The organism is Comamonas sp. NLF-1-9 (assembly GCF_019195435.1).
In the GTDB taxonomy this organism is placed as follows: domain Bacteria; phylum Pseudomonadota; class Gammaproteobacteria; order Burkholderiales; family Burkholderiaceae_C; genus Comamonas_C.
The window spans coordinates 809863-834324 of sequence record NZ_CP078069.1; the positions used below are offsets into that span (position 1 = coordinate 809863).

The 24462-nt window shown below is 66.5% G+C and carries 26 protein-coding genes, 3 pseudogenes and 1 riboswitch; of the genes and pseudogenes, 11 read left to right on the top strand and 18 right to left on the bottom strand.

Features of this window, described 5'->3' with window-relative positions; translation table 11 throughout:
- Nucleotides 1-32 precede the first annotated feature (32 nt).
- Entirely contained in the window at nt 33-335 is a 303-nt protein-coding gene (locus KUD94_RS03965; protein WP_218239176.1) for a PadR family transcriptional regulator, read from the top strand.
- Entirely contained in the window at nt 332-1561 is a 1230-nt protein-coding gene (chrA, locus tag KUD94_RS03970) for a chromate efflux transporter (protein ID WP_094437549.1), read from the top strand. The genes KUD94_RS03965 and chrA overlap by 4 nt, the downstream gene beginning before the upstream one ends.
- Before the next feature lie 56 nt (nt 1562-1617).
- Here chrA and KUD94_RS03975 read toward each other — a convergent pair whose 3' ends face one another.
- From KUD94_RS03975 to KUD94_RS04000, 6 genes and pseudogenes are all read right to left on the bottom strand, one after another.
- Nucleotides 1618-2076, bottom strand: coding sequence for a transposase (locus KUD94_RS03975; protein WP_255569035.1), 459 nt, complete (start codon nt 2074-2076; stop codon nt 1618-1620).
- A gap of 67 nt (nt 2077-2143) precedes the next feature.
- A pseudogene (locus tag KUD94_RS03980) lies at nt 2144-2352 on the bottom strand (hypothetical protein).
- A 62-nt stretch (nt 2353-2414) separates the two neighbouring features.
- Nucleotides 2415-4466 (bottom strand): ParB/RepB/Spo0J family partition protein, encoded by a 2052-nt coding sequence (locus tag KUD94_RS03985; RefSeq protein WP_094437550.1) that lies wholly within the window; start codon nt 4464-4466, stop codon nt 2415-2417.
- A gap of 64 nt (nt 4467-4530) precedes the next feature.
- A complete protein-coding gene (locus tag KUD94_RS03990) occupies nt 4531-5358 on the bottom strand; it encodes a DUF932 domain-containing protein (RefSeq protein WP_094437551.1) in 828 nt (275 codons plus the stop codon).
- Between the two features lie 698 nt (nt 5359-6056).
- Nucleotides 6057-6335 (bottom strand): hypothetical protein, encoded by a 279-nt coding sequence (locus KUD94_RS03995; RefSeq protein ID WP_094437552.1) that lies wholly within the window; start codon nt 6333-6335, stop codon nt 6057-6059.
- A gap of 65 nt (nt 6336-6400) precedes the next feature.
- A complete protein-coding gene (locus tag KUD94_RS04000; RefSeq protein ID WP_094437553.1) occupies nt 6401-6751 on the bottom strand; it encodes a DUF2958 domain-containing protein in 351 nt (116 codons plus the stop codon).
- Nucleotides 6752-7220: 469 nt separating this feature from the next.
- On the opposite strand from KUD94_RS04000, the pseudogene KUD94_RS14665 reads away from it, so the two are divergent.
- A pseudogene (locus tag KUD94_RS14665) lies at nt 7221-7523 on the top strand (Chromate resistance protein ChrB); the annotation flags it as partial.
- Between the two features lie 58 nt (nt 7524-7581).
- Here KUD94_RS14665 and KUD94_RS04005 read toward each other — a convergent pair.
- Genes KUD94_RS04005 through KUD94_RS04015 form a run of 3 tightly spaced genes read right to left on the bottom strand, consistent with a single transcriptional unit; the run spans nt 7582 to nt 9276 of the window.
- Nucleotides 7582-7974: a YkvA family protein gene (locus tag KUD94_RS04005; protein WP_094437554.1), complete on the bottom strand. Its 393-nt coding sequence runs from the start codon at nt 7972-7974 to the stop codon at nt 7582-7584.
- The gene (dmeF, locus tag KUD94_RS04010) at nt 7971-8963 is read right to left on the bottom strand and encodes a CDF family Co(II)/Ni(II) efflux transporter DmeF (protein WP_094437555.1); all 993 of its coding nucleotides are present in this window, start codon (nt 8961-8963) and stop codon (nt 7971-7973) included. Before dmeF ends, KUD94_RS04005 begins: the two co-directional genes overlap by 4 nt.
- Nucleotides 8964-9003: 40 nt before the next feature.
- On the bottom strand, nt 9004-9276 hold the full coding sequence (locus KUD94_RS04015) for a metal/formaldehyde-sensitive transcriptional repressor (RefSeq protein ID WP_094437556.1): 273 nt from the start codon (nt 9274-9276) through the stop codon (nt 9004-9006).
- A 138-nt stretch (nt 9277-9414) separates the two neighbouring features.
- Nucleotides 9415-9592, top strand: a riboswitch (yybP-ykoY riboswitch).
- 3 nt (nt 9593-9595) lie between these two features.
- Between KUD94_RS04015 and KUD94_RS04020 the strand changes: the two genes are divergently transcribed.
- The gene (locus KUD94_RS04020) at nt 9596-10174 is read left to right on the top strand and encodes a TMEM165/GDT1 family protein (RefSeq protein ID WP_094437557.1); all 579 of its coding nucleotides are present in this window, start codon (nt 9596-9598) and stop codon (nt 10172-10174) included.
- Nucleotides 10175-10351: 177 nt separating this feature from the next.
- On the opposite strand, the pseudogene KUD94_RS04025 reads toward KUD94_RS04020, so the two are convergent.
- The 4 genes and pseudogenes from KUD94_RS04025 to KUD94_RS04040 all read right to left on the bottom strand — a co-directional run.
- A pseudogene (locus KUD94_RS04025) lies at nt 10352-10584 on the bottom strand (DNA repair protein RadC); the annotation flags it as partial.
- 424 nt (nt 10585-11008) lie between these two features.
- On the bottom strand, nt 11009-11326 hold the full coding sequence (locus KUD94_RS04030) for a DNA-binding protein (RefSeq protein ID WP_094437558.1): 318 nt from the start codon (nt 11324-11326) through the stop codon (nt 11009-11011).
- Nucleotides 11307-11657: a type II toxin-antitoxin system RelE/ParE family toxin gene (locus KUD94_RS04035; protein WP_094437559.1), complete on the bottom strand. Its 351-nt coding sequence runs from the start codon at nt 11655-11657 to the stop codon at nt 11307-11309. The genes KUD94_RS04030 and KUD94_RS04035 overlap by 20 nt, the downstream gene beginning before the upstream one ends.
- A 98-nt stretch (nt 11658-11755) precedes the next feature.
- Complete coding sequence (locus tag KUD94_RS04040; protein WP_094437560.1) at nt 11756-13153, bottom strand: site-specific integrase; 1398 nt, start codon at nt 13151-13153, stop codon at nt 11756-11758.
- Between the two features lie 360 nt (nt 13154-13513).
- Here KUD94_RS04040 and KUD94_RS04045 point away from each other — a divergent pair, with 360 nt between their 5' ends.
- The 3 genes from KUD94_RS04045 to KUD94_RS04055 all read left to right on the top strand — a co-directional run bounded on the left by KUD94_RS04045 (nt 13514) and on the right by KUD94_RS04055 (nt 16032).
- Nucleotides 13514-14773: a CaiB/BaiF CoA-transferase family protein gene (locus KUD94_RS04045; protein WP_218238539.1), complete on the top strand. Its 1260-nt coding sequence runs from the start codon at nt 13514-13516 to the stop codon at nt 14771-14773.
- Between the two features lie 77 nt (nt 14774-14850).
- Nucleotides 14851-15381: a hypothetical protein gene (locus KUD94_RS04050; RefSeq protein ID WP_218238540.1), complete on the top strand. Its 531-nt coding sequence runs from the start codon at nt 14851-14853 to the stop codon at nt 15379-15381.
- A 96-nt stretch (nt 15382-15477) separates the two neighbouring features.
- A complete protein-coding gene (locus KUD94_RS04055; protein WP_218238541.1) occupies nt 15478-16032 on the top strand; it encodes a DUF4124 domain-containing protein in 555 nt (184 codons plus the stop codon).
- On the opposite strand, the gene KUD94_RS04060 is transcribed toward KUD94_RS04055, so the two are convergent.
- Nucleotides 16020-16952: an NAD-dependent epimerase/dehydratase family protein gene (locus KUD94_RS04060; protein WP_218238542.1), complete on the bottom strand. Its 933-nt coding sequence runs from the start codon at nt 16950-16952 to the stop codon at nt 16020-16022. The two genes, KUD94_RS04055 and KUD94_RS04060, sit on opposite strands and share 13 nt — an antisense overlap.
- A gap of 47 nt (nt 16953-16999) precedes the next feature.
- Here KUD94_RS04060 and KUD94_RS04065 point away from each other — a divergent pair, with 47 nt between their 5' ends.
- Nucleotides 17000-18052: a CDP-6-deoxy-delta-3,4-glucoseen reductase gene (locus KUD94_RS04065; RefSeq protein ID WP_218238543.1), complete on the top strand. Its 1053-nt coding sequence runs from the start codon at nt 17000-17002 to the stop codon at nt 18050-18052.
- A 108-nt stretch (nt 18053-18160) separates the two neighbouring features.
- On the opposite strand, the gene folK is transcribed toward KUD94_RS04065, so the two are convergent.
- Genes folK through KUD94_RS04085 form a run of 4 tightly spaced genes read right to left on the bottom strand, consistent with a single transcriptional unit; the run spans nt 18161 to nt 21595 of the window.
- Nucleotides 18161-18655 (bottom strand): 2-amino-4-hydroxy-6-hydroxymethyldihydropteridine diphosphokinase, encoded by a 495-nt coding sequence (gene folK / locus KUD94_RS04070; protein ID WP_218238544.1) that lies wholly within the window; start codon nt 18653-18655, stop codon nt 18161-18163.
- On the bottom strand, nt 18652-20187 hold the full coding sequence (gene pcnB / locus KUD94_RS04075) for a polynucleotide adenylyltransferase PcnB (RefSeq protein ID WP_218238545.1): 1536 nt from the start codon (nt 20185-20187) through the stop codon (nt 18652-18654). The genes folK and pcnB overlap by 4 nt, the downstream gene beginning before the upstream one ends.
- Entirely contained in the window at nt 20184-20891 is a 708-nt protein-coding gene (locus tag KUD94_RS04080) for an HAD family phosphatase (protein ID WP_218238546.1), read from the bottom strand. Before KUD94_RS04080 ends, pcnB begins: the two co-directional genes overlap by 4 nt.
- Nucleotides 20888-21595: a DnaA ATPase domain-containing protein gene (locus tag KUD94_RS04085; RefSeq protein ID WP_218238547.1), complete on the bottom strand. Its 708-nt coding sequence runs from the start codon at nt 21593-21595 to the stop codon at nt 20888-20890. The genes KUD94_RS04080 and KUD94_RS04085 overlap by 4 nt, the downstream gene beginning before the upstream one ends.
- Before the next feature lie 265 nt (nt 21596-21860).
- On the opposite strand from KUD94_RS04085, the gene purM reads away from it, so the two are divergent.
- The 3 genes from purM to KUD94_RS04100 all read left to right on the top strand — a co-directional run bounded on the left by purM (nt 21861) and on the right by KUD94_RS04100 (nt 24444).
- A complete protein-coding gene (gene purM, locus KUD94_RS04090; RefSeq protein ID WP_218238548.1) occupies nt 21861-22910 on the top strand; it encodes a phosphoribosylformylglycinamidine cyclo-ligase in 1050 nt (349 codons plus the stop codon).
- A 33-nt stretch (nt 22911-22943) separates the two neighbouring features.
- Complete coding sequence (locus tag KUD94_RS04095) at nt 22944-23963, top strand: AI-2E family transporter (RefSeq protein WP_370625886.1); 1020 nt, start codon at nt 22944-22946, stop codon at nt 23961-23963.
- A gap of 88 nt (nt 23964-24051) precedes the next feature.
- Nucleotides 24052-24444 (top strand): universal stress protein, encoded by a 393-nt coding sequence (locus KUD94_RS04100; protein ID WP_218238549.1) that lies wholly within the window; start codon nt 24052-24054, stop codon nt 24442-24444.
- The last annotated feature ends 18 nt before the right edge of the window (nt 24445-24462 follow it).

Below are 24462 nucleotides of genomic sequence, written 5' to 3' on the forward strand. Positions count from 1 at the left end.
TCGATATGAAAGAAAAGCCAACACCCCGCGCCCTGGAGCACCACGACCTGCTGTCGGGGCTGATCCGCCTGCATGTGCTGCACCACGCGGCCGAGCAGGAGATCTACGGGCAATGGATGATCGACGAATTGGCTCATCACGGCTATCGCCTGTCCCCAGGAACGCTGTACCCGATGCTGCACAAGATGGAGCGAGACGGCTACCTCATCTCGCGCCAGGAGCGTGAAGGGCGCACCGTGCGCAAGCTCTACTCGATCACGACCAAGGGCAAGGAAGGCTTGGCACTGGCCAAGGAGCGCATCCGGGAGTTCACCGGGGAGGCGATGCACAAATGACCGATTCCACCAACAACCCGCCAGGCGAAGCCGCTGCAGCACACGGTTCTCCCGCCGAAGTCTTTGGCGCCTTCCTCAAGCTGGGGCTGACCTCCTTTGGCGGGCCGATCGCGCATCTGGGCTATTTCCGCACGGAGTTCGTCGAACGCCGCCGCTGGCTGGATGACCGCAGCTACTCCGATCTGGTCGCCCTGTGCCAGTTCCTGCCGGGGCCGGCCAGCAGCCAGGTCGGCATGACACTGGGGCTGGGCCGCGCGGGCTGGCCGGGGCTGCTGGCCGCATGGGCCGGATTCACCTTGCCATCGGCGATTGCGCTGATCCTATTCGCTCTCGGAATCGCCCAGTACCAGGGGCTGGCCCAGTCCGGTTGGGTGCATGGGCTGAAGGTCGTGGCCGTGGCCATTGTGGCGCAAGCCGTATGGGGCATGGCCAAGTCGCTGTGCCCGGATCGACCGCGTGCCGCCCTGGCCATTCTGGCGGCGCTGCTGACTATGGTCCTGCCCTCGTCTGCGGGACAGGTCGTCGCCATCGCGGTAGCTGGAGTGCTGGGCTGGTGGAGGTTGGAGATTGCACAGCCCAGCGGCGGTCTGGCCCATAGCTACCCAGTCTCGCGCAAGCTGGGCACCGTGACGCTGCTGCTGTTCGCCACGCCGCTCGTCGGGCTCCCCCTTTGGGCCGCAGCCACGGGCTCGTCCACGATCGCACTGCTGGAGGGGGTGTACCGCTCCGGCGCACTGGTCTTTGGTGGCGGGCACGTCGTGCTGCCGCTACTGCAAGCCACCGTGGTGCCCAGCGGCATCGTGAGCAATGCAGACTTCCTGGCCGGCTACGGTGCGGCGCAGGCCGTGCCAGGACCGCTATTCACATTCTCGGCCTATCTCGGCGCCATCGCCCAGGGGCCGCTGCACGGCTGGACAGGCGGTCTGGCGCTGCTGGGCACCATATTCCTCCCGGCCTTCTTCATGCTGGTAGGCGCGCTGCCGTTCTGGGAGGGGCTGCGCCACCGCGCGGGCATCCAGACGGCCATGGCGGGCATCAATGCAGGCGTGGTCGGCATCCTGGTGTCCGCGCTGTATGACCCGGTGTGGACGGGTGCTATCCTCGGCAAGGGGGATTTTGGGCTGGCGTTGCTCTCGTTCGGATTGCTGACGGTGGGGCGCGTGCCACCAGCGCTGGTGGTGCTGCTGGCCGGCCTGTTGGGCTGGATCATGGCGATGGGTTTCTGAAGCCCATCGGCCGGGCCCGAGCCAGGACATAGTGACGCCACCTACCATCTAGAAAGTCATGTCGGCGCAAGCGGCTCATTCTGTGGCTGCCCGGTTTTGACCATGGCATTCGTGATGACCAGCAACTTGCTCATGCAAGCCACGATGGCAACCTTTTTCGGCTTGCCAGCCTCGAGCAGATGCTCATAGCAATGCCGTATCACAGCGTTGTAGCGCATGGCGACGATGGCAGTCATGTGCAACGCACTCCTGATCGTGGCCCGCCTACCGCAAATAATGCGTTTGCCGCGAGCCTGACCTGAGTCCAGATTCATCGGTGCGACACCCACCAGTGCGCAGATCTGCTTGGCCTTGAGCTGGCCAAGCTCCGGCAGCTCGGAAATCAGCGTCGCAGCCGTCGCTGGGCCGACGCCCTTGACGCTCTTGGGCAAGGTGGCCAGATTGAACTGGTGTTGAGCCAGGTGTTCCACAATCTTCCGATCCAGCGTCTCAAGCTGCGGCGAGAGCACATCCACTTCCGCACTCGGATTTGCTTTTCACCGCGCCCAGGACGGAACGGCTTGGACGCGGTGCTGATCGCGGTTATTCCTTCGTCTCGATGAGCCACCACACGGCACGCGGCAGGCGCGGCCCGTGATGGGGTGAATGTCGGTCAGGTCGGCGCGGGCTGACCAGCCCGAGGACGGGCGGTAGCCGCGCACGTCGCCTTCGCCGTGCCAGCGGCGGGCGCGCACCGTACCCGGGGCATAGGTCGCCGCCATGCGTGGGCGGCTGGTGGTGATGCGGGTCATGGGGTGTTCTCCTTCCAGCGAAGTGCCCCGGTCGAGGCCGGGGCGCGTGCTGTCGGCGCGGGTCAAGCGGCCAGCGCCTGCGCGGGTTCATCCGCCATTGCTTCGGCATCCTTCGGCGCGTCGTCCTGCTCCTGCATGGCTTCCGGCGTTTCGGCCTTGAAGATGGCAGGCATCCAACCCGTACCGTTCGCCAGCTGTTCCGCTTCGCTGGCAATGTCGGCCTTCTTCAATTTCGCCAGCCGGTTGACGTGATCGGGCGCGTACTCGCCTACGGCTTGCAGGATCGCCGCCTTCGGAACGTGCTTGAAATAACCCTCCGCGCTCGGCGTCCACCATGCCGCCATGTCGAGGCCCACGGCCTGCGCCAGTTCCGCGCCGGGTTGGTGCGGCGTGGCGCGAGGCATCACCACGTCCACCGTGGAGGCTACGCACACGGCCAGTAGCTTGACGAGTTCGTCTTGCGACTTCGCAAGCAGCGCGGCGAACAGTTCGGTGCTGTCCTGCGGCAAGGCTTCGCCTGCCACCTGTTGCAGTTCGCGCAGCGCCACGGCAGCAGACGATTCCGACCAGTCCGAGGCCATGCCTTCCAGCCGGTCTTGCACTTTCAGGCTCACGCCCAGCGGCAACGCATCATGACGGGGGCCGTAGTGCCTGCCGCGCAAAACGGTCTGCACCATGCCATGCACCAGCGCGGCCAGCGCCACTTGCGGATGCCGTGCCACTTCGATTTGCAGCGCGGCGGTGCGGTGAGCGCTCAACCGCTGCGCCAGCTTGTCGGACATGGCGGCGGTCTTGGGCTGCTCGTCGTCCTCGCCTTCGTCGTCGTTCCCAGCATCCTCGCCGCTGAAACCCTGGCGCAAGCGTTCCAGCGTGCGCAGCGCCTTCGCTTCGGCTTCGCGCATCAGCCCGCGATGAATCACGGCCCGCCCGTTGCCATCGATGGTGACGATGGCACCGGCTGCGGCCTTCACGGTCGGGCTGTAGTCCTGCAAACCATCTTCCAACGCCTGCAACTGCTCGCCCACGGCTTCGCCTTCCTCTTGCAGCGCGTCGGCCTTGTCCTCGTCCTCGGCTTCCAGCGCATCATCGAGGGTTTCGCCAATGGCTTGCACCTTGGCTTGCAGCTTTTCGATGCGCTGCGCTTCGCGCTTGGTCGGTTCGCGCCGCTCCCTCGGCGCACGCTGGAAGGCGTGCAGATCGGCATGGGTCACGCCCGGCGTGGCATCCACCCATGCCCAGCCTTCGGCCTTCACCTCGGCGGCGATGCCTGTCAGCCGGTCTTGCGCCAGCCTGTCCAGCAATGCGGCATCGGTCAGATACACGCCCGCGTCACCTTCCGCGAACAGGTCACGGCGCACGCCACCGCCTGCGGCTTCGTAGGCGCCCAGCCCGACGAAGCGCACCAGCGGATGCCGGTAGGCGTCGATTTCGCGCTCGGTGAGGCGGTCGCGCAGCGCGGACGGCTGGCGCTGCCACGTTGGCGCATCGTAGAAGGCGCTTTCCTGCGCCGCGTGGTCATCGGTGATGGAAAGCGCCATCAACTGATCGAGCGTGACGGCATCGGCCCGGTAGTCGGCCATGAGGCGCGGCGAGACATTCGCCAGCTTCAAGCGGCGCTGCACCACCAGCGGCGTGACGCTGAAATCCGCCGCAATGTCCTCGATGGGTCGGCCTTCGGCCACCAGCGCGGCGAAGGCTTCAAACTGGTCTGCCGGGTGCATGGCTTCGCGCTGCACGTTCTCGGTGAGGCTGGCCGTGCGGGCCGTGCCATCGGCTACCTGCAAGCAAGGCACCTCCCAATCCTTGGCGATGCGGTGCTTTTTCGCCAGCAGCTTCAACGCGGCCAGCCTGCGGCCACCGGCCACGACTTCGTAGTGCTCACCATCGGCGGATGCAATCACGATCAGGTTTTGCAGCAGGCCCACGCGCTGAATGCTCGCGGCCAGTTCAGGGATGGACATGCGCGGGGTCTTGCGCACGTTGCGGCCCGTGGGGCGCAGCACCAGCCGCGACAGTGGAACCAGAATCAAGTTCTTGGTCGGGTCGGCGGCTTCCAGCGGGATAGCGGCGGCGGCATTGACGGCGCGGGCTTCGGTGTAGGTGATGGCGTTCATGGTGGTTCTCCAATCGAGTGAAACAAGGAATGGAGGGGAAACCGCCCCTCCTGCGGGGGACGGGTCAGGCTTTCAACTGGCGCAGGCCATCGGCCAGCATCCACAAGGCGCGATTGAGGCGCACATCGGAATCAATGCCCTGTATCGGGCGGGTCTGCTGGCGGCGTCCGTTGGCGCTGCGGCCATGCAATCCGCCTTTGGTCAGGTTTTCTTGGGTGCGGTTGAACACGCTCCACAAGTCCGGGCGGCGGTCGTCGAACCGGCGCGGCATCAGGATTTGCGATTCGGTGATGGGCGCGGGCTTATTGTCGGTGGGGTCGTATTTGAGGGCCAGCGCGGCGCGTGCGAAGACTTCGGCCTCGCCATCGTCCAAGGTGATGCCGCGCATCAGGTCGCGGGATTCCTTCACGCGGTCGAAACCGCGCAGCACCTCGAACGCGCCTTCGATAACTTGGCCCGCCACGTCGCCCTTATGGGGTACGCGCACGTCCGCCACGGTGTCACCGCAGACAAGGCCATTGCTGCACACGAAGCGGAACATTCCGGCCAGCATCTGATAGCTGCTCGTGCCATCGTGCGAGTTCAGCAGGATGATTTCATTGGCTTCCGCGCCGTTGATCTGGCTGGCATGGCGCAGGCGCAGCATGTGTTTCGTGTGCTCGCGCTTGCCTTCATCGCGCACGCGGGTTTGCGTCACCATGAAAGGCTGAAACCCTTCCTTGCGAAGCTCGGTCAACACCGCTGCCGTAGGGATATAGGCGTACCGCTGCGAACGGCTCTCATGCGGGGCATCCGCGAAGATGGACGGCGCTACACGGTGAATCTGGTCATCGGACAGCGGGTAGTCGCTGCGCAGCGCGGGGGAGTGGGAAGCGAAACGGGTTGCAAGCATGTCGTTCTCCTGACTTGGCTGTTGAAGAAAGCGCACACCGGATTCCTAGATTCGGAGCCCAGCCTTTCGGCTGTTCGGTGCGGTCGGCACGAAGAACCCGGTTGGCCCTGTTGCCACCGTCTTTCCTGAGTTCATCGCCCGCGACGGTCAGGAGCGCGCGGACGGGGCCGTCAAGGAGGAAAGCGCAGGGTTGGTGCGGCCCGCAGGCGCAGCCGAGGACACGGCCCTGCGCGCCTTGATGGCACACGGGAGCGGGCTACAGTCGCGGACAAGGTGATGAAGTCAGGGAAGACGGCTGGACAAGGCAACAGGCACCTTCCCGCCGACCGCACGGCAAGCGAAGCGCGCAGGCCCGAAGCTGGAAGCCGGGCCGGAGGCGTCAGCCGAGCGGAGCGAGGGAACGATGGAAGCCCAGCAGGGGCGAGACGCCGCAGGCGGCTCGATGCGCAGCACGACAGCGCGACCGGCCATCTCCCAGGTGGCCGGGGACGCCCAGACTTCAAATCCGAATGGATAACAGGGTCAGGACGAGCGCACGCAAGGCATCGTGGATCTGCTGCGGATGCTGTCTGACCGATCCGGCGCACCCGGGTCGGCGGTGTTCAGGGGCGCCAAGCCTTGCGCGGCGGGGATAGCCCGCAGGGCTTTCCCCTGGAGGCAAGCGAAGCGTGCAGCGCCCCGGAAGGGGCGCGAAGGCATCAGGCCGAGTCTTCAGGCCGCAGGCAGGATTGCGCAACCGGCACCCACGGCGAAGTCGAGTTCAGCAGATAGCGCGCTCCACGCGCGTAGTGACCCGAAAGCCCGATGGGCCGGTAGAACCTTGTGATGCGGCGATGGAACTGCACTCCGTATTCGTTGGTGTAGATCACCGCATCGCCGATCTTGAAGCGCAGCGGCTGGCCGTTCTCCGGCGCAAAGGGCTTGAGCGCATCGTGCTGCGCAGTGATTTCGATGATGTAGTCGTGATGGCTGCTCATGGCATTGATCTCCTGTGATGATCGAGAAAGCGCAAGGAGCGCCTTGCGGCGCTCCAAGAGCGAGGTCAGACGACGATCCGCCCGGCCAGCCGCGCATCGTGCGCGTAGGCGCTCAAGCGCTTCTCTGGGCGAAAGTGAAGATCGCGCTCGATCGGCAGGCCCAGCCTGCCGCGCACGCTCGCCAGCTCGCTCAAGCTGACCCAGCCGATTTCCGGCATCCCCAGTCCCAGGTCGCACAGCCCGAAAGCGTGGTCGTGGTCATCGGGATCAATCTCGGTCAGCAGCCAGGTCGCGCCGGCATCCGGCGTGAACAGCTTGACCACGGGCGCCGGATCGAAATCCGGGCTCTCCAAGGATTCGCGGCCGTTGGCCAGCAGCACGATGCGCTGCTCGTCGGTGATGAATGCGTGGTTCATGGTGAACTCCTGAAAGGTTGCCGGGCGGAATTGCCCAGCCCTTCCGGGGCACGGCGCAGCGCAAGCAGTCAGGGGTCGCAGACGGCCGGCAGGACGCAAGCGCCATTGGCGCGCAGCCCTTGACGGCGAGAACGCCGTGATACGGTGAAGGAAACAGCAAGACCGCCTACACCCCGCCCACTGCACAGACTCGGTTTTTGCGGCGAACGCAGCGCGCAGGCCCGGCACCAGCCGGGCCGCAGGCGTCAGCGATGGAAGCCCGAATGGGGCGAGACTCGCATGGCGAGGCTCAATGCGCAGCACGAGAGCGCGACCGGCCGATTCATCGGCCGGGGACGTGCCATTGCATTTTTTTGCCTGAGATTGCCCAGGCCGCACAGCAGAGAATTTGTTGAGATAGCTACAGCATTACAGCAATCGTGACAGCCACCTTAAGCCTGCTGCCGCGCCTCTCCTCTCCGATTCCTGGCTGGCCCTCATCGTCAGCCTCCCATCCACCAGTGCCACGCCCCGCATGCGAATCTGGCGTGCCGTCAAAGCGCCGGGCTGTGCCGCCCTGCATGACGGCGCCTACTTGTTGCCAGCGCACACGGAGCAGGCCGCGCAGTTGCAGGCCTAGCCGACGACGCCCTGCAGGAAGGCGGGCAAATCTGGCTGCTGCAGGTGCAGGCCATGCGACATGGCCGAACAAAGCACCATCCAGGCCCTGTTCGACAGGACCACCGACTACACCCTTTGGCTGGAGGAACTGGCGCAAGCACGCGTGCGCCTACGAGGCCATTGCCTTCGCCGTGACCTTGCTTCCCACGCTGGCACGGCTGCGCAACACCCTATAAGTGCGGCTTGAGTCCCCACCAACCTGCAGCGACCACGCCCAGCCATATCAACACGATGAGCCCTATCCCGAACCGGCTCCTGGGCTTGGCACCGTTGGCTTGCATCCATGCGTCTGCCTGGCTGCGGCACGCCGCAAGGATGTCTGGAGGCAATAGTTTGACGGCCAGCCAGATCAGCGCGGGTAATAGCAGCATGTCATCCACGTAGCCCAGCACAGGAATGAAGTCCGGGATCAAGTCGAGAGGACTCAGCGCATAGGCCACCACAAAGACCCCGAGGGCCTTCGCGTACCAGGGGGTGCCGGGATGTTTGCCCGCAAACCACAGCGTCACGCCATCGCGCTTGATCCGCTTGGCCCAGGTTTTCAGGGACGTGCCGATACTCATGCGGCCTGCCGCTGCACCTCGACCGTGACATGCGACAGCTCATGGATATGCGCGAGCAGTGCCTTGTAGTACGCAGGTTCCTGGGGCTCCTGAGCGATCAGCGAAACAATGGCCGCGAAATGCCCCGGTCCGACCTGCCACACATGCAGGTCGGCGATCTGACTCCCTGTCGGCTCCGTAGCTTCCCGGATCTCCTGTCGCACTTCCTCGCCTTCGGCCGCAGCATCAAGCAGCACGCTACCGGAATCCTGAATCAGCCCCCATGACCAGCGAGCGATCACCAGCGCGCCGACCACGCCCATGACCGGATCGGCCCACAGCCAGCCGTAGTTGCGGCCGACCAGCAGCGCGACGATGGCCAGCACGGAGGTCAGCGCATCGGCCAGGACGTGGATGTACGCGGCGCGCAAGTTGTTGTCTCGGCTGTGGCCATGCGCAGCATGATGAGCATCGTGCCCTTGGTCATGGCCGTGCTCATGATCATGGTGGTGGTGATGGCCGTGATCATGACCATGGTGCGCATGGTCGTCTTTCAGCAGCCAAGCGCAGATCAGGTTGATGATCAGGCCCACGGCAGCCACGGCGATCGCCTGGTTGAAATCAATGTGGATCGGCTGGGTCAGCCGCACCAGGCTCTCCCAGGCGATCAGCAACGCGATCAAGGCCAGGACGATCGCGCTGGCGAAGCCGGCCAGATCGCCAAGCTTGCCGGTGCCGAAGGTAAAGCGCGGATTGCCCACCTGCTTGCGCGCGAAGCGGTAGGCCAGTGCGGTGATCAGCATCGCGCCGGCATGAGTGGACATGTGCCAGCCATCAGCTACCAGCGCCATCGAGCCGTAGATCGTGCCGGCAACGATTTCCACCAGCATCATGCTGGCCGTCAGCGCGATCACCAGCCACACCTTGCGCTCATTGCGCTGGTGGTCAGTGCCAAGGAAGAAATGGTCGTGTGCGGACTCGGCGAGTGGAGCGGTCGTGGCGTTGGTCATGCATGATTTCCTGAATGGGGGCGCTCTGCGAGCGACAAGTTCATCTCATGTAAGCCCGAATGACTTCGATCATTTCCTCCCCGCCCTGGTGGCGCTCCTGGTCGTTCGACGGTGCCAGGACGTGTTCACGCAGATGATCTTCCATCACCTCGGCGGTCAAACCGCTGACCGCGCCGCGGACGGAAGCGATCTGGCGCAGTACCTCGACACAGGCCGCATCCGCCTCCAGGGCGCGCTCGATGCCTTCGAGCTGGCCCTTGATACGGCGGACACGCGCGATCAGCTTGGCTTTCTCACGGGAGGTGTGGGACATAGCGACAGGTGATTTATAGACTAGTGGACTATATTATATTAAGAAGGAGGATAGGTTGAAACCAATGCCCTTAAGACATGGGCGAGGCACCCGCCGCAGCCGAGAGATCAAGCCGAGAGATCAAAACGCACCGGATTACAATCGCGGCGTCATTGGGGAGTAGCTAACCGCCGTCCTGGCGGGGCTGATGTCAACACACTTGACCCGCAGGTCATGGCGTCAGCAGTTTCCGAACCCGGCAAGACCTTTGACCACAACGCCTCCGACTTGGCCGGGGATGCGTGGTGGTCAATCGTCAGTACCCGGCCAGGGAACCAACATGGAATCGCTACTCGTCTCCACCGGAGTCGTCGCCCTCGCAGAAATCGGCGACAAGACCCAACTCCTCGCCTTCATCCTCGCCGCACGCTTCAAGAAGCCCGTGCCGATCATCCTTGGCATCCTGGCCGCGACGATCGTGAACCATGGTCTCGCGGGTGCGCTGGGCGCCTGGATTACTGGCGCCGTGAGTCCCGCGATTCTTCGCTGGGTGCTGGGCGCTTCGTTCATCGGTATGGCGATCTGGACGCTGATTCCAGACAAGATCGAGGAGGAAGAAACCCAAGTCGCCAAGCGTTTCGGCGTCTTCGGGGCGACGCTGATCACTTTCTTCCTGGCCGAGATGGGCGACAAGACGCAGATTGCCACCGTCGCGATGGCCGCCCATTACGCAACGCCGCTGCTGGTGGTGATCGGCACGACCCTGGGCATGCTGATCGCGGACGTGCCCGCCGTGTTCGTGGGCGATAAGCTGGCCAACAAAATCCCAATGAAGCTGGTGCATTCGATCGCCGCGGGCGTCTTCGCGGTGCTGGGCATTGCAACCCTGCTGGGCGCGGGCGCCAAACTGGGCCTCTGAGCAATTCAGCCCCGCGCGCAGGGCAAGTGCGCTCGCAGAAAACGAACTTTCAGTTATGAAGTCGTGGTTTTTTAAATTATTTCCTTGAGAGCCGATTCACGCACAGGAGAAGGCGCCGTGCAATCCGGCGCTGCATCCGGTCGATCGCTACGGCAAGCGCAAGGACAGGCTCAACTACGAATCGAGGAACAGCACCGCGAACACCTCATGCGCGAAGCCGGCCAGCTTGGCGCACAGATACTCCTTGACCGCCGCCGGCGAAGTGAACTGACGCACCTCACTGCAACTTGCGCTTGATAGTCTGGCGCACGACCTCCAGGATCTGGTCGGTGGTCGCCAGCAGGTAGCGGCCCTGTGCGTCACGCACCATCAGCGATGGCATCGAACGAGGAAAAGGACAGTTGCGACATATCGTGCTCCGGTTGCTCGGGCGGAATTGCCCGGAACCATGGCCAGCGCAGCGCAAATAATCAAAGATCGAAGACGGCCGCCAGCCGCAAGCGCGCCTGCACGCGCAGCCATTGACTGCGAGAACGCCGTGATACGGTGAAGGTGACAGCAAGACCACCCACACCCCACCCGTTGCATGCACTCGGTATTTGGTGTCGCAGTAAGCGCAGCGCGCAGGCCCGGATCAACGAACCGGGCCTGAGGCGTCAGCCGAGTGAAGCGAGGCAACGATGAAAGCCCGACAAGGGCGAGACGCCGCAAGCGGCTCGATGTGCGCAAGCGCGACGATGGCGGGACGCCCAGGTTCGGGCGGGAAACAGTGTGAACCGGGGGATTGTCGTAACGGTGATACGAGAATCGTCGGGCGTTTCCCTGCCTCGGCCTTCAGGCCGCATGCACGGACGGCGACGAGGTCAACGGCTGCACCGCTAGGCGCAGGCCCATCGCCTTGAGGATGGCGGTCAGGCTGTTCAGGGCCGGATTGCCCTTCGGCGACAGCGTGCGGTAAAGCTGTGTCGGATTCAGGTGCGCCTGTTCCGCCACCACCTGCACGCCACCGACCGCCTGCGCGAGCTGGCGCAGCACGATCATCAACTCGGCCTGGTCGCCATCGGCCAGGATGCCGTTGATGACTTCGAGCGCCAGCGCCGGATCGCTGCGGTACAGCTCAGCCATCGCCTCGTCATGGGGTCTGCTTCTCATCATCCAATCTCCGTTGCCAGTCCTGCCAATAGCCTACCGCCCGGTCGATGTCTGCATCCTGTGTGCGCTTGTCGCCGCCGCACAACAGCAACACCAGCCGCTGGCCCGCCAGCCCGTAATACACCCGGTAGCCCGGCCCCAAGTCGATGCGCAACTCCCACACGCCATCACGACAGAACTTGTGATCGCCGAAGTTGCCTTGCTCGACGCGGGCCACGCGCCGGATGACCGCCACCTTGGCCTGCATATCGCGCAAGCGGCGCAACCAGTCGGTGTAGAGATCCTTCTGCCCGTCCGCCGTCAGGTAATGCTCGATTCGGTACATGATCATTTTCGTTTATAGACGAATACGGGTCAAGAGGTGTGAAAACGTCGGGATGGGATGCCCGGCCCGGCTTGGCAGCGTTATGACAGGCCGGGCACCGCCGTTCAAGCGGTAGGCGCCGGCGTGTCAGCCCGCTTCGTGCCAGGAGGTACGGCGCGCGTCGGAGCCTTGCGATGGCGATAGGGACGGTAGTTGCCCTGGCTGGTACGAGTCTTCTCGCCGACTACGATGGCGGAGGTCGGGGTCGCGGCTGCTTGCACAGGCGTTGGCGCCGGCACCGGAGCGGGAGCCGCGTCCGTCGGCACAGGAGTCGGCGTAGCCGGCGCCTGGCCGCCAATGGCACCCCTGCGCAAGGTTGCCACTTTCTCGGCTGCGGCACGCAACGGATCATCCTCCGTATGTACATATGTCATGAACTGCGTGACTGTCTTGTGCGCGGTCAGCGCCATGCCAACCTTGATGGGGATACCGGAGTTGGCAATGTCGGTAGCCGCGCGATGGCGAATGCCGTGCGTTCCGACGTGCGGCACTTCCGCACGGCCCAAGATCCGCTTCCACCCGTTGTAGTACGTGCTGTCGGGCAAAGGCTGCTTGGCATCGAAGATTGCCGGGCACACATAGGGCGAGTCGTCGATGCGGGGCGCATTGGACAGCAGTTGATAGGCCGCTTCGCTCATCGGCTTGGACATATCGCCGGTCTTGCTGTCGGGCCACGCGACGCGGCGATTCTCGAAATCGACCCAGGCCCATTCCAGCGTGCGGATTTCCGTCATGCGTGCAGAAAATTCGAATTGCAGACGAACCGCCAACGTCACGGTTGGATGTTCAAGCCCCTCGGCATCTGCGCGGTCGAGATAGGCATAGAGACGCGCCAACTCATCATTGTTGATATACCGCGTCTCGCCGTCTTCCCGGTACTTGGGGACATGGCGGCACGGATTGGAGCCGTCGGGCCGGTAGCCCCACACCTCGGCCATGTTGAACATTTTGCGCAGACAGGCCAGAACCCGATTGGCCGTGACGCCGATCTTCGCCTTGTCCTTCATCAGTGCCGTGATGTGCACCCTCGTTACGTCGGGCACCTTGAGCTTGCCCAGCGCAGGCAGGATGTGACGGTCGATGTAGCCTTGGTACGAGTCCACCGTCCGGGGCTTGTTGCGCGGCTTGGAGTATTCCTCGATGAACTGTCCACACAGTTCCTTGACCGTGGGAGCCATGCGCGCGGCCAGCTTGGCAGCGCTTGGGTCGTCGCCCTTGCGCACATCGGCCAGCCAGTCCTGGGCAATCGACCGGGCCTGCTCGACAGTCAGTTCGCCAAATTGGCCGATCTTCGGCTTGCGGCGCTCGCCCCAGTTCGTGCGGTACTGGAGCATGAAGACCTTGCGGCCGTGAGCGGTGACCTTGCAGAGGAAGCCGGGGACAATGGTGTCCCGCAGTTCGTAGTCCTTGCCGGTGACTCCAGCCGCATCAACGGCGGATTTGGTGAGCTTGATCTTAGCCATGACGCCTCCTAGTTCGAGATCGAACGCAGGAACCAGCCAAGAGCCACGGCATCGGAAGGTGTGCCGCAATCGGTCTGGTCTAGGCGTAAGGTTAAACGGGACTAACTCCCCGGAAAACCAAGCGCAGCAAGGCTATGCAGGTTCCAGCGTAGTCTTATGCTAGTCTCGGGAGTCAATCTCAAAATCCCCCGCCGCGAGGCGTGCCGGTTCGAGTCCGGCCCCGGGCACCACAAAGCTGCAAGACTGCACCTGCGCGCGCACGTGCAGTTTTTTTGTGCCCGTTTCGTGCCCGTCGCATGCCCTTGTCCACGCGGGCGTTTGCTGCGTAAGATGTAGCTGTCTACGCAAGCTGGATCAACGATGGAGCCCGATTTGTCTCAAAACTCCGCGCCGGGTGCCCTGGCAGGCATCAAGGTGCTGGATTTGTCGCGCGTGCTGGCCGGCCCCTGGTGCACCCAGATTCTTGCCGACCTCGGGGCGGACGTGGTCAAGATCGAGCGCCCCGGCGTGGGCGACGACACGCGCCACTGGGGTCCGCCCTTCCTGCGCGACGCAGACGGCCAGCCGACCGGGCAGGCAAGCTACTACAGCGCCTGCAACCGCAACAAGCGCTCGGTCACGCTCGACATCGCCCAGCCGCGGGCGCAGCAACTGCTGCGCGACTTTGCGGCCCGGGCCGACGTGCTGGTGGAAAACTTCAAGGTCGGCGGGCTGGCGCGCTACGGGCTCGATTACGACAGCCTCAAGGCGCTCAATCCGCGGCTGATCTACTGCTCGATCACCGGCTTCGGTCAGGACGGGCCTTACGCCCGCCGCGCCGGCTACGACCTGATGGTGCAGGCCGCCTGCGGCCTGATGGACATCACCGGCCAGCCCGACGGCGCGCCGGGCGGCGGGCCGCTGAAGACGGGTGTGGCGGTGGTCGACTTGTTCACCGGGCTGTATGCAAGCAACGCCATCCTGGCCGCACTGCATGCACGCGCGCGCACGGGCCTGGGCCAGTACATCGACACCGCCTTGCTGGACGTGGGCGTGGCCATGCTTGCCAATCAGGCGGCGGGTTTTCTGGCCACGGGCGAGACGCCGCTGCGCGCGGGCAACGTGCACCCGAGTCTTGCGCCCTACCAGGACTTTGCGACGCGCGACGGGCGCGTGCTGCTGGCCATAGGCAACGACGGGCAGTTTGCGCGCTTTTGCCAGGCTGCGGGGCAGCCCGCCTGGGCGCGCGACGCGCGCTTTGCCACCAATACCGCGCGGGTGCACCACCGCGCCGAGCTGCTGGCGCTGCTGCAACCTTTGCTGCGCACCCGTGGCACCGACGAATGGATTGCGCTGCTGCAGGACCAGGCCGTGCCCTGTGGGCCGATCAATTCCGTCGCCCAGGCCTTTGCCGACCCGCAGGTGCGCCACCGCGGCTTGCGCGTGGATCTGCCGCGCCAGGCGCCGGGCGACGCCGTGTCCGTGGTTTCGACCGTCGCCAGCCCCATGCGCCTGTCGCACACGCCGGTGCGCTACCACCGCGCGCCGCCGGTGCTCGGCGAGCACACTGAAGAAGTGCTGGCCGAATGGGGTCTGGACGCGGCCGAGATTGCCCGGTTGCGCGCACAAGGTGTGCTCTGATGCGCCGCTTCAGGTAAAGAACTGGTAAAACCTGGCTCGGCGCGTCAACTTTTGGCGCGCCCGCACGTCAGACACCCATGCCCTACCCTGTCTTCACCCGCTTTGCCCGTCCGCTGTCCGCGATCACGGCGGTGCTGTTTGCACTGCTGGCGAGCGCTTGCGCGGTTCCCGTCAACGACGGCTACGCTTACGGCTACGGCTATGACCCCTACGGCGGCTATGCAACCACCTACCCGTCCACCGTGTACGACCCCGGTCCGGCCGTGGTCTACGGCGCGCCGCCCGTGGTATTTGGCAGCCAGATCTGGCTGAGTTCGAGCGAACGCCAGGGCCGGCGCTGGCAGCGAGACGGCTGGAGGGATCGCGACGGCCAAGGCGGCAGATGGCAGGGCCACGGGCGTGAGCACGACCGCGGCCAGGACCGCGGGCCAGGCCGCGGGCAGTGGAACCACGACGCCGGCCGCGGGGATCGCGGCCATGCGCGCCCCGCGCCGCCAGCGCTGCAGCGCCAGCCTTCCTGGAGGCCAGAGGGCCGCCAGGACTGGCAGAACGGCCACCGGGGCGACGGCCCGCGCGCTCCCGGCAGCATCATGCGCGAGATGCCCTGAGAGGTCTGAACCATGCGCCGGCCTGGCTGCTGGAGCTCTCGCGCCCTGCTGTGCGGGGCCGTGCTGGCATTGTGGTCACCGCTTGCTTCATCACAAGTGCTGCGCTGCACCGACCCGGTGAGCGGCAAGATCAGTTACACCGACGGCAGTTGCGACCCCGGCCAGGCGCGCAAGGAAGTCGCGCCCAAGCCCAGCGACGAAGAGCTTGCGCGCCAGAACGCCCAGGCCGAAGAGGCCTTGCGTCTGCGCCGTGCCCGGCAAGAGAGCGACGACGCTGCCGCGCCCGCCCGCAGCCTGCAAGCCCCCGCGGCCACGGCGCCGGACCCGGCGCAGTCACCGCAATGCGCGCAGGCCAAGGCCGAACTGCAGGCGGCGCTGGCGCGCGACATCACGCTCTACGACACCAACACCCGCATCGCCCAGGCGCGCCAGGCGATGGAGCTCGCCTGCCTCACACCCGATGAATACGCCCGCGCCCAGGCGCGCCACGGCAACCGCGCGGTGTATGAAGTGCCCGCTTATGCGCCGCCGGTGATCGTCGTGCCGCCGGCGCGCCCGCACCGCCCGCACCAGGAGCCGCCGCGCCCCAAGATGCTGCGCTGCGACGTGTTTCGTTGCTACGACCAGCAGGGCAAGACCTACCCGCGCTGAGCGGCGGCGTCGGCCTGCAGGCCGTCGCGCACCGTCGGGTAGCGCAGCAACAGGCCCAGCTCGCCGCGCATGCGCCGGGTGTCGAGGCGGCGCGACTGCGACAGAAAATCCAGCAGTGACGCCGGCAGTTGCCGCGCCGCCTGCGCCCGCTCGACGCGCGGCACACGCGCCAGGCCGTAGAGCTCGGCGACGAGGTCCAGGTATTCGCCCATGCGCAGGCCGCTGTCGTCGGCGACGTGGTAGATGCGCTGCGCCCCGCCCTGCCACAGCGCGCGTACGCAGGCACGCGCCAGGTCGTCGGCGTGGATGTGGTTGATGAAAACGTCGTCTTCAGGGCGCAGCGTCGGGCTGGCCTGGGCGACGCGCTCGCGCGGGGTGACGCCGCGCCGGTCTGGCGCATAGATGCCGGGCACGCGCAGCAGGCTCACACGGCCGGTCTGGCGGCCCCAGGCGCGCAGCGTGGTTTCGGCGTCCAGGCGGCGCCAGGCGCGGTCGCTGGCCGGCGCGGGGGTCCGCACCTCGGTGACCACGGCGCCGGCGCAGTCGCCATACACCCCGGTAGTCGAGATGTAGACCAGCGCCTGCAGCGCGCCGCGCCGGCGCAGCGCCTGCACCAGCGCCCGGGTGCGCGCGTCCCGCCTGCCGCGCGGCGCGGGCGGCGCCAGGTGCAGCACGCGCGTGGCCAAGCCGGCCAGGCGCGCCAGGCTGGCCGCGTCGTCCAGATTGCCCGCAAGCGGCACCACCCCTGCGGCGCGCAGCGCCTGCCGGCGCTCGGGCGATGCGCTGAGCGCCAGCACCCTTGAGCCGCGAGCGAGCAAGCGCGCGGCGCGCAGCCCGATGTCGCCGCAGCCGACGATGAGCACGCGGCTGCGCCGAAAGCGCGAGGGCAGGCAACCCAGAGGGTATTGACGCACAGGCAAAATCGATCATCCCGCAGTCAGACAACTGTCCCACAGCATAGCCGCCCATGTCCGCATCCGATTCCGTCTTTCAGGTCCACGTCCAGCCCAGCGGGCGCAGTTTTGCGGTCCAGGCCGATGAAACCGTGCTGGCCGCCGCCATCCGCCAGAACATTCCCATGCCCTACGGCTGCAAGGATGGCGCCTGCGGTTCGTGCAAATGCCGCCTGGTCAGCGGCCAGACGCAGATGCGCGAGCATTCCAGCCACGCCCTCGGCGCCGACGAGGCCGCGCGCGGCCTGGTGCTGGCCTGCAGCACCTTTGCCCAATCGGACCTGGTGATCTACAGCGAGCAGGTGACGGACGCCAACAGTTTCCCGGTGCGCAAGTTCCCGGTGCGGGTAAATGCGCTGCAGCGCGTGACGGATGACGTGATCATCGCCCGCATGGGTCTGCCCAATGGCGCCAACTTTGGCTACTTTGCCGGGCAGTATGTGGAGTTCATCCTGCGCGACGGCAGCCGCCGGGCCTATTCGATTGCCAATGCGCCGCACACCCAGGAGGCCGCGCCGGGGCTGGAGCTGCACCTGCGCCACACGCCCGGCGGGCGCTTTACCGACCATGCCTTCAGCGCGATGAAGGAAAAAGACATCCTGCGCATCGAAGGGCCCTTCGGCAGCTTTCGCCTGCACGAAGACAGCGACAAACCCATGGTGCTGCTGGCTTCGGGCACCGGCATGGCGCCGATCAAGGCCTTGATCGAGCATCTGCAGTTCAGCGAAAGCCGGCGCCCGGCCACGCTCTACTGGGGCGTGCGCCGACCGGCAGACCTGTACCTGGATGCCTGGGTGCGCGAGCGGCTGGCGCAAATGCCGCAGCTGGCCTACGTTCCCGTGGTCTCCGACGCCCTGCCCGAAGACGCCTGGAGCGGGCGCGCCGGCCTGGTGCACCAGGCGGTGCTGGACGACTTTGCCGATCTTCGCGGCCACGAGGTCTATGCCTGCGGCAGCCCGCTGATGGTGGACGCCGCGCGCGCCAGCTTTACCGCCGAGCGTGGCCTGCCCGAGGGCGCCTTCTTTGCCGACGCCTTTCTTACCGAAGCGGACAAGCAGCGCGGTTGAGACGGCGGGCCTGCGCTTTCGTCTTCAAAACGATAGCTGGTAGCGCCTGTCAGCGAACGGTTCGAGATGCATTTATATCTGAAAACGTTTTAGCTAGTGCGCTAGCAGCTATTTATTTTGCTGTGGCTCCTGCATCCACTCCGCGGGCGCCGCGAGCTTTTCGATGCGCTGCCCGGCCAGCTCGGCCAGGCGCGCGGCGTCGACCGCCTGCGGCGCCAGCTCGGCCAGCGGCAGCAGCACGAAGGCGCGCTCGTTCATGCGCGGGTGCGGCAGGCGCAGCTCTTCGGTATCGAGCCGCAGAGCGTCATAGAGCAGCAGATCGAGATCCAGCGTGCGTGGAGCGTTGCGGTAGGGGCGCTCACGCCCGGCGGCGTTTTCCAGCGCCTGCAGCGCGTGCAGCAGCGCCAGCGGCTGCAGGGCGGTCTCCAGCAGGACGACGGCGTTGAGGTAGTCGGGCCCGCCCGCATCCACTGGCGCGCTGCGGTAGAGCGAGGAGACGGCCAGCAGCCGCGTCTGCGCCAGCGCCGCGAGCGCCTGCACCGCGCGGCGCAGGCTGGCCCGGGCGTCGCCCAGGTTGGCGCCCAGGCCGATGCAGGCCTTCACGGCTCGCGCGGGCTGCCCTGGCTGCCGTCGGCGCCTGCGGGCTTGCGCCGGCGTCGGCGGCGCTTTCTGGGCGCGGACGCGGGCTCTGCATCGCCCTCGGCGCCGGCGTCGGGCTCGGGGGCGTTGCTGGCGCTGCGCTGCGGGCCGCTCTTGCGCTGGCGCGAGCGCTGGCGCTGCTCTTCGCGCAGCTGGTCGAGCATGTCGTTGCGCCGCTCTTCGTCGGCCAGCGAGAACTGCTGCCACCAGCTCACCAGTTCTTCGGCCACCTCGCCGCTGTCGGCGCGCAGGCGCAGGAAATCAAAGCCCGCGCGAAAGCGGATGTGCGCCACCATGCTGTGCGCGCCGTGGCCGGTGCGCCGTTCAAAGCGCGGCTGCATGACCCAGATCTCGCGCATGTCGGCGGCCAGCTTGCCGCGCCCGGACACGTCGCCTATGCGCTGGGCAAACACCTCGTCGATCGCCGCCTGCAGCGCCGGAAACGGGTGCTCGCCGGCCGCCAGATGGCGCTCCCAGCCGGCCTTGACGTCGGGCCAGAGCACGCACGAGAGCAGAAAGCTCGGCGCCACCGCCTTGCCTTCCTTCACGCGCCGGTCGGTGTCTTGCAGCACGCCGCGCACCAGGGGCAGCTCGGCGCGCTCGACGACGATGTCCAGCAGCGGATAGATGCCCTTTTCCAGCCCCAGCTTCTTGAGCTGCGCCACCGACGCAAGCGCGTGCCCGGTCTGCAGCAGCTTGAGCATCTCGTCGAACAGCCGGCTCTGCGGGACTTCGCGCAGCAGGTGCTCGCAGGCCACCAGCGGCCTGGCGGTGCGCGGCTCCAGCGTGAAGCCGAGCGCGTCGAGCTTGGCGGCAAAACGCGCGGCGCGGATGATGCGCACCGGGTCCTCGTGGTAGCGCAGCTCGGGGTCGCCGATCATGCGCAGCACGCGCTTTTGCGCGTCCTGTATGCCCTTGTGGTAGTCGACCACGATCTGCGTCTGCGGGTCGTAATACATCGCGTTGACCGTGAAGTCGCGCCGCGCCGCATCCTCTTCCTGCGGCCCCCAGACGTTGTCGCGCAGCACCCGCCCCGACGCATCCACCGCGTGGCGCATGCCCGAGAGCTCGGCCTTGCTGGTCTTTTCGTTGCCCTGCACGTGTTCGGCCGCCGCATGGTCGAGGTAGGCGCGAAAGGTCGACACCTCGATCACCTCGTGCTCGCGCCCGCGCCCATGCACCACGTGGACGATGCGAAAGCGCCGCCCGATGATGAAGGCCCGCCTGAAGAGCGCCTTGACCTGCTCGGGCGTGGCGTCGGTGGCCACGTCGAAATCCTTGGGCTTGAGGCCCAGCAACAGGTCGCGCACCGCGCCGCCGACGATGTAGGCCTCGTGCCCCGCCTTCTTGAGCGTGCTCACCACCTCAAGGGCCCGCCGGTCCACCAGCGCCGGGTCGATGTGGTGCACGCTGGCCGGCACCTCCTCGCGCTTGCCGAAGCGGTGTTTCGCGCCGGCGCGTTTGCCCAGCAGTTTGTCTATGAAGGTCTTGATCATGGGGTTTCGTCGAACAAATCCAGTATGGGCCAATGGCGCTCGCGCGCAATCGCGCGCAGGCGCTCGTCGGGGTTGGTGGCCACGGGGTGGTCCACGCGCTCGAGCAGCGGCAAGTCGTTGATCGAGTCGCTGTAGAAGGTCGATTCGGTCTGCGCGAGGCTCAGCCCGCGCTCCTGCAACCACTGCTGCAGGCGCACGACCTTGCCTTCGCGCATCGAGGGCACACCGAGAATCTCGCCGCTGTACCAGTCTTCGGCATCGCGCGCCAGCTCCACCGCAATCAGGTGCTCCACGCCCAGCGCCTGCGCTATGGGGCGCGTGACGAACTCGTTGGTCGCGGTCACCAGCACCACGGTGTCGCCCTGCGCGCGGTGGCGCGCCAGCAGCGCCAGCGCAGCGGGGCGGATGGCCGGCGCGATCACCGTCTGCATGAACTGCGCACGCGCCGCCTCGGCCGCCGCGCGGCCGCGCTGGCGCAGCGCTTCGGTGGCAAAGCGCACGTAGTCGTGCACGTCCAGGCGCCCGGCCTGGTAGGCCTCGAAAAAGGCCTGGTTGCGCCGCCCGAAGGCCTCGCGCTCGCACCAGCCCAGACGGATGGTGAACTCACCCCATTCGTAGTCCGAATCCAGCGGCAGCAGCGTGTGGTCCAGGTCGAACAGCGCCAGGCGCGGTCGGGGCGTGGGTGTGGCGATTGCGGCGGTCAAGGGGTTTGTGCCATGGTGGGTTCGTCCTGCAGCATGGCGCGCAGCAGGGCCAGCGTGATCAGGCGCTGGGTGCGCAGCGCAAAGCGGTCCAGGCGTTCGAGCAGCCGCACCTGGCTGCCCAGGTCGCGCGCAAAGTGCACCCGCATGTAGTCGAGCACTTCCGCGCTCAGCGCGATGCCTTGCTGCGCCGCTTGGCGCTGCAGCACTTGGCGGCACTGGGCCTCGTCCAGCGCCTCGAGCCGAAACACGTGGCCCCAGCCCAGGCGGCTGCGCAAGTCTTCGCGCAGCGGCAGGTCCGCGGGCGGCAGGCGCCCGGCGGCCAGCACCGGCCGCGCCGCGCCGCTGGCGGGGTTGCCGGCGTTGATGAACCAGTTGAAGGCGGCGGCCTGCTGGCGCGCGTCGTAGCGGTGCACATCATCGAGCGCAACCGCGTCCCAGCCCTCGTTGAAAGCGCCCGGGTCGCTGCTTTTTGCATCCATCCAACCTACCCTGGCACCGGCATTGCCCAGCGCCAGCACCGCCGCGCGCAGCAGGTGCGACTTGCCCGTGCCCTGCTCGCCCCAGAGGTAAACGGGGGCGGTGGGCTGCGCCGGCGCCTGCAGCATGCCCTGGATGTGCTGCCACGCCTGGCGGTTGCCCGCCACGAGGAAGTTCTCCATCGTCGGGCCGGCGGCCACGCCGATATCCAGCACCAGCTGCTTCATGGCAGAGGCCGTCTGCGGTTCGGGACCGGGGTGATGTGCATGAAAAAGGCGGGCGCTGCGCCGCGGCAAGTGCCTGCGGGGGTTCGGGTTTTGCTGAAACGGCGATTCTAGGGCGCTGCCGCCTCGCGCCCCAAGCGGCGCTGCGCCAGCGTGGCGCACGGGCGCAGCGCCCAAGGCGAAGCGCGCGGGGCTTGTTCAGCCTTGTCCTAGAATTGCGCCCTTCCCCGTGCAACCGCCCGATGCCGCTTGCGGCGCGCCCCTTTTCATGAGCCGTTTTGCCGCGCAGCCCCCGATTTCCTACAAAGACGCCGGCGTCGACATCGATGCCGGCGATGCTCTGGTAGAGCGCATCAAGCCGCTGGCAAAAAAGACGCTGCGCGAGGGCGTGATGGCCGGCATCGGCGGCTTTGGCGCGCTGTTTGAAGTGCCCAGGCGCTACCAGGAGCCGGTGCTGGTTTCGGGCACCGATGGCGTGGGCACCAAGCTCAAACTGGCGTTCGAGTGGAACATGCACGACGGCGTGGGCATAGACCTCGTGGCCATGAGCGTCAACGACGTGCTGGTGCAAGGCGCCGAGCCGCTCTTTTTTCTCGACTATTTCGCCTGCGGCAAGCTCGACGTCGATACCGCCGCGACCGTGGTCGGCGGCATTGCGCGCGGCTGCGAGCTTTCGGGCTGCGCGCTGATCGGCGGCGAAACGGCCGAGATGCCCGGCATGTACCCCGAGGGTGAATACGACCTGGCGGGCTTCGCCGTCGGCGTGGTCGAAAAATCCAGGATCCTCAGTGGCGATCGGGTAGAGGCGGGTGACGTGGTGCTGGGCCTGGCCTCCAGCGGCGTGCACTCCAACGGTTTTTCGCTCGTGCGCAAATGCATTGAGCGCGCGGGCAGCGCGCTGCCCGCCATGCTCGACGGCCAGCCGTTTCGCCAGGCCGTGATGCAGCCCACGCGGCTGTACGTCAAGAGCGTGCTGGCGGCGTTTGCCGCGCACGAGGGCGCGATCAAGGCCCTGGCCCACATCACCGGCGGCGGTCTGCTGGAGAACATCCCGCGCGTGCTGCCCGCGCACCTTGCCGCCCATCTCGTGGCCGGCAGTTGGCCGCGCAGCGAGCTTTTTGCCTGGCTGCAGGCCACGGCGGGCGTGGACGAGGTCGAGATGAACCGCACCTTCAACAACGGCATAGGCATGGTGGTGGTGGTCGCGCCGCAGGCGGCCGCGCAGGTGAGCGCCACGCTGCAGGCGCAGGGCGAGAGCGTCCACGTCATCGGGGTGGTCGGCCCGCGCGCCGGGGGCGCTGCCGTGACCATCGCCTGAGCCGGCGCGCGCCCCGCCACGACGGATACCCGCTTGAACCGCTTTCCCGACGCCGCCGCTTCGCGCATCGTGGTCGCAAGCCATGTGCTCATGGTCGGCGCGCTGCTGCTCATCATGCACTTTGGCCTGCTCGCCGGGCTGCTCAGCGCCTGCCTGGGCTTTTTGCTGACGCGCTGGCTGGTCAGGGTCTTTGGCGGGGTGCAGCCGCAATTGCCCTTCAAGGTGGAGAACCTGGCGGCGGCGCTGGTCATGTTTGCGCCGCTGCTGCTGCTGGCGATGGCGCTGTCGCGCTCGCGCAGCTACATCATCGGCGCGCCGCTGCAGTACCGCGAGCTGCTGGACTTTCTCGCCCACACGGTGCTGGAGCTGCGCGAGAAGCTGCCGCCAGAGATAGGCGACCAGTTGCCCGAAGGCGCGGCCGAGATCCAGCGCGCGCTGGCGAGCTACCTGGGCGCCAAGGCCGGCGCCCTGGCCAGTGCGGGCCGCGCCTGGCTGGGTGGGCTGCTATATGCATACGTGGGCGGCATCGTCGGCGCGCTCGCGGCGATCGGCCATCCCGGGCCGGGGCGCGGGCCGCTGGTGCAGCAACTCACGGTGCGCGCGTCGCGCCTGGGCGAGGCCTTTCGCCAGATCGTTGCCGCGCAGTTCTGGATTGCGGCCTTCAACACCACGCTCACCGCCATCTTCCTGCTGCTGGTGCTGCCGTTGTGGGGCCAGAAACTGCCTTACACCGCGATGCTGATCACGCTGACCTTCGTCGGCGGCCTGATTCCCATCGTCGGCAATCTGGTGTGCAACGCGGTCATCACCCTGGTCGGGCTTTCGGTCTCGCCGGTCACCGCGGCGGCCTGCCTGGCCTTCCTGATCCTGATCCACAAGGCCGAATACGTGATCAACGCGCGTGTCGTCGGCCAGCGCACGCACATTCGCGTGTGGGAGCTGCTCACCGTGCTGTTCGTCGCCGAGGCCATATACGGCCCGGCCGGGCTGGTGGCGGCGCCGCTGCTCTACGCCTACGCCAAGAAGGAGCTCGCGGCCGCCCGGCTGGTCTGAAGCCGCCGAGCTTGGCCGCTGGCCACGCGCGGGCCCTATCCTGCATAATCAAAGCTGTCATTTCACAACAACACCAGCAGGAAAGCACATGACTGTTCTCGTCGCGTACGTACCCCGCCCGGAAGGCCAGGCTGCACTGGACAAGGGCATAGAACTTGCAACCCAGAACAACGAACAGCTGGTGGTCATCAACGCCGGCCCCGGCGGGCGCAGCGAAGACCCCAACGTCGTCTCCGGCTACGAGGTCGAGCGCGTCGAGGAGCGCCTTGCCTCCCTGCCCATCAAGGCCGAGCTCAAGGTTTTCGTGCGCGGCAACAGCGCGATCGAGGAAATCGAGGAGCTGGTGCAAACCCTGCCGGTGAGCGTGCTGGTGATCGGTCTGCGCAAGCGCAACCCCGTGGGCAAGCTGCTGCTGGGCAGCATGGCGCAGGAAATCCTGCTCAACGTGCCCTGCCCCGTGCTGGCGGTCAAGGCGGACTGATCCGCCACGCGCCGCCCC

Excerpts from the sequence above, each read along its gene's own strand:
- chrA (WP_094437549.1), top strand. The coding sequence starts at position 332 with ATGACCGATTCCACCAACAACCCGCCAGGCGAAGCCGCTGCAGCACAC.
- KUD94_RS03985 (WP_094437550.1), bottom strand. The coding sequence starts at position 4,466 with ATGAACGCCATCACCTACACCGAAGCCCGCGCCGTCAATGCCGCCGCC.
- KUD94_RS03990 (WP_094437551.1), bottom strand. The coding sequence starts at position 5,358 with ATGCTTGCAACCCGTTTCGCTTCCCACTCCCCCGCGCTGCGCAGCGAC.
- KUD94_RS03995 (WP_094437552.1), bottom strand. The coding sequence starts at position 6,335 with ATGAGCAGCCATCACGACTACATCATCGAAATCACTGCGCAGCACGAT.
- KUD94_RS04000 (WP_094437553.1), bottom strand. The coding sequence starts at position 6,751 with ATGAACCACGCATTCATCACCGACGAGCAGCGCATCGTGCTGCTGGCC.
- KUD94_RS04005 (WP_094437554.1), bottom strand. The coding sequence starts at position 7,974 with ATGAGTATCGGCACGTCCCTGAAAACCTGGGCCAAGCGGATCAAGCGC.
- dmeF (WP_094437555.1), bottom strand. The coding sequence starts at position 8,963 with ATGACCAACGCCACGACCGCTCCACTCGCCGAGTCCGCACACGACCAT.
- KUD94_RS04015 (WP_094437556.1), bottom strand. The coding sequence starts at position 9,276 with ATGTCCCACACCTCCCGTGAGAAAGCCAAGCTGATCGCGCGTGTCCGC.
- KUD94_RS04020 (WP_094437557.1), top strand. The coding sequence starts at position 9,596 with ATGGAATCGCTACTCGTCTCCACCGGAGTCGTCGCCCTCGCAGAAATC.
- KUD94_RS04030 (WP_094437558.1), bottom strand. The coding sequence starts at position 11,326 with ATGAGAAGCAGACCCCATGACGAGGCGATGGCTGAGCTGTACCGCAGC.
- KUD94_RS04035 (WP_094437559.1), bottom strand. The coding sequence starts at position 11,657 with ATGATCATGTACCGAATCGAGCATTACCTGACGGCGGACGGGCAGAAG.
- KUD94_RS04040 (WP_094437560.1), bottom strand. The coding sequence starts at position 13,153 with ATGGCTAAGATCAAGCTCACCAAATCCGCCGTTGATGCGGCTGGAGTC.
- KUD94_RS04045 (WP_218238539.1), top strand. The coding sequence starts at position 13,514 with ATGGAGCCCGATTTGTCTCAAAACTCCGCGCCGGGTGCCCTGGCAGGC.
- KUD94_RS04050 (WP_218238540.1), top strand. The coding sequence starts at position 14,851 with ATGCCCTACCCTGTCTTCACCCGCTTTGCCCGTCCGCTGTCCGCGATC.
- KUD94_RS04065 (WP_218238543.1), top strand. The coding sequence starts at position 17,000 with ATGTCCGCATCCGATTCCGTCTTTCAGGTCCACGTCCAGCCCAGCGGG.
- pcnB (WP_218238545.1), bottom strand. The coding sequence starts at position 20,187 with ATGATCAAGACCTTCATAGACAAACTGCTGGGCAAACGCGCCGGCGCG.
- KUD94_RS04085 (WP_218238547.1), bottom strand. The coding sequence starts at position 21,595 with ATGAAGCAGCTGGTGCTGGATATCGGCGTGGCCGCCGGCCCGACGATG.
- purM (WP_218238548.1), top strand. The coding sequence starts at position 21,861 with ATGAGCCGTTTTGCCGCGCAGCCCCCGATTTCCTACAAAGACGCCGGC.
- KUD94_RS04100 (WP_218238549.1), top strand. The coding sequence starts at position 24,052 with ATGACTGTTCTCGTCGCGTACGTACCCCGCCCGGAAGGCCAGGCTGCA.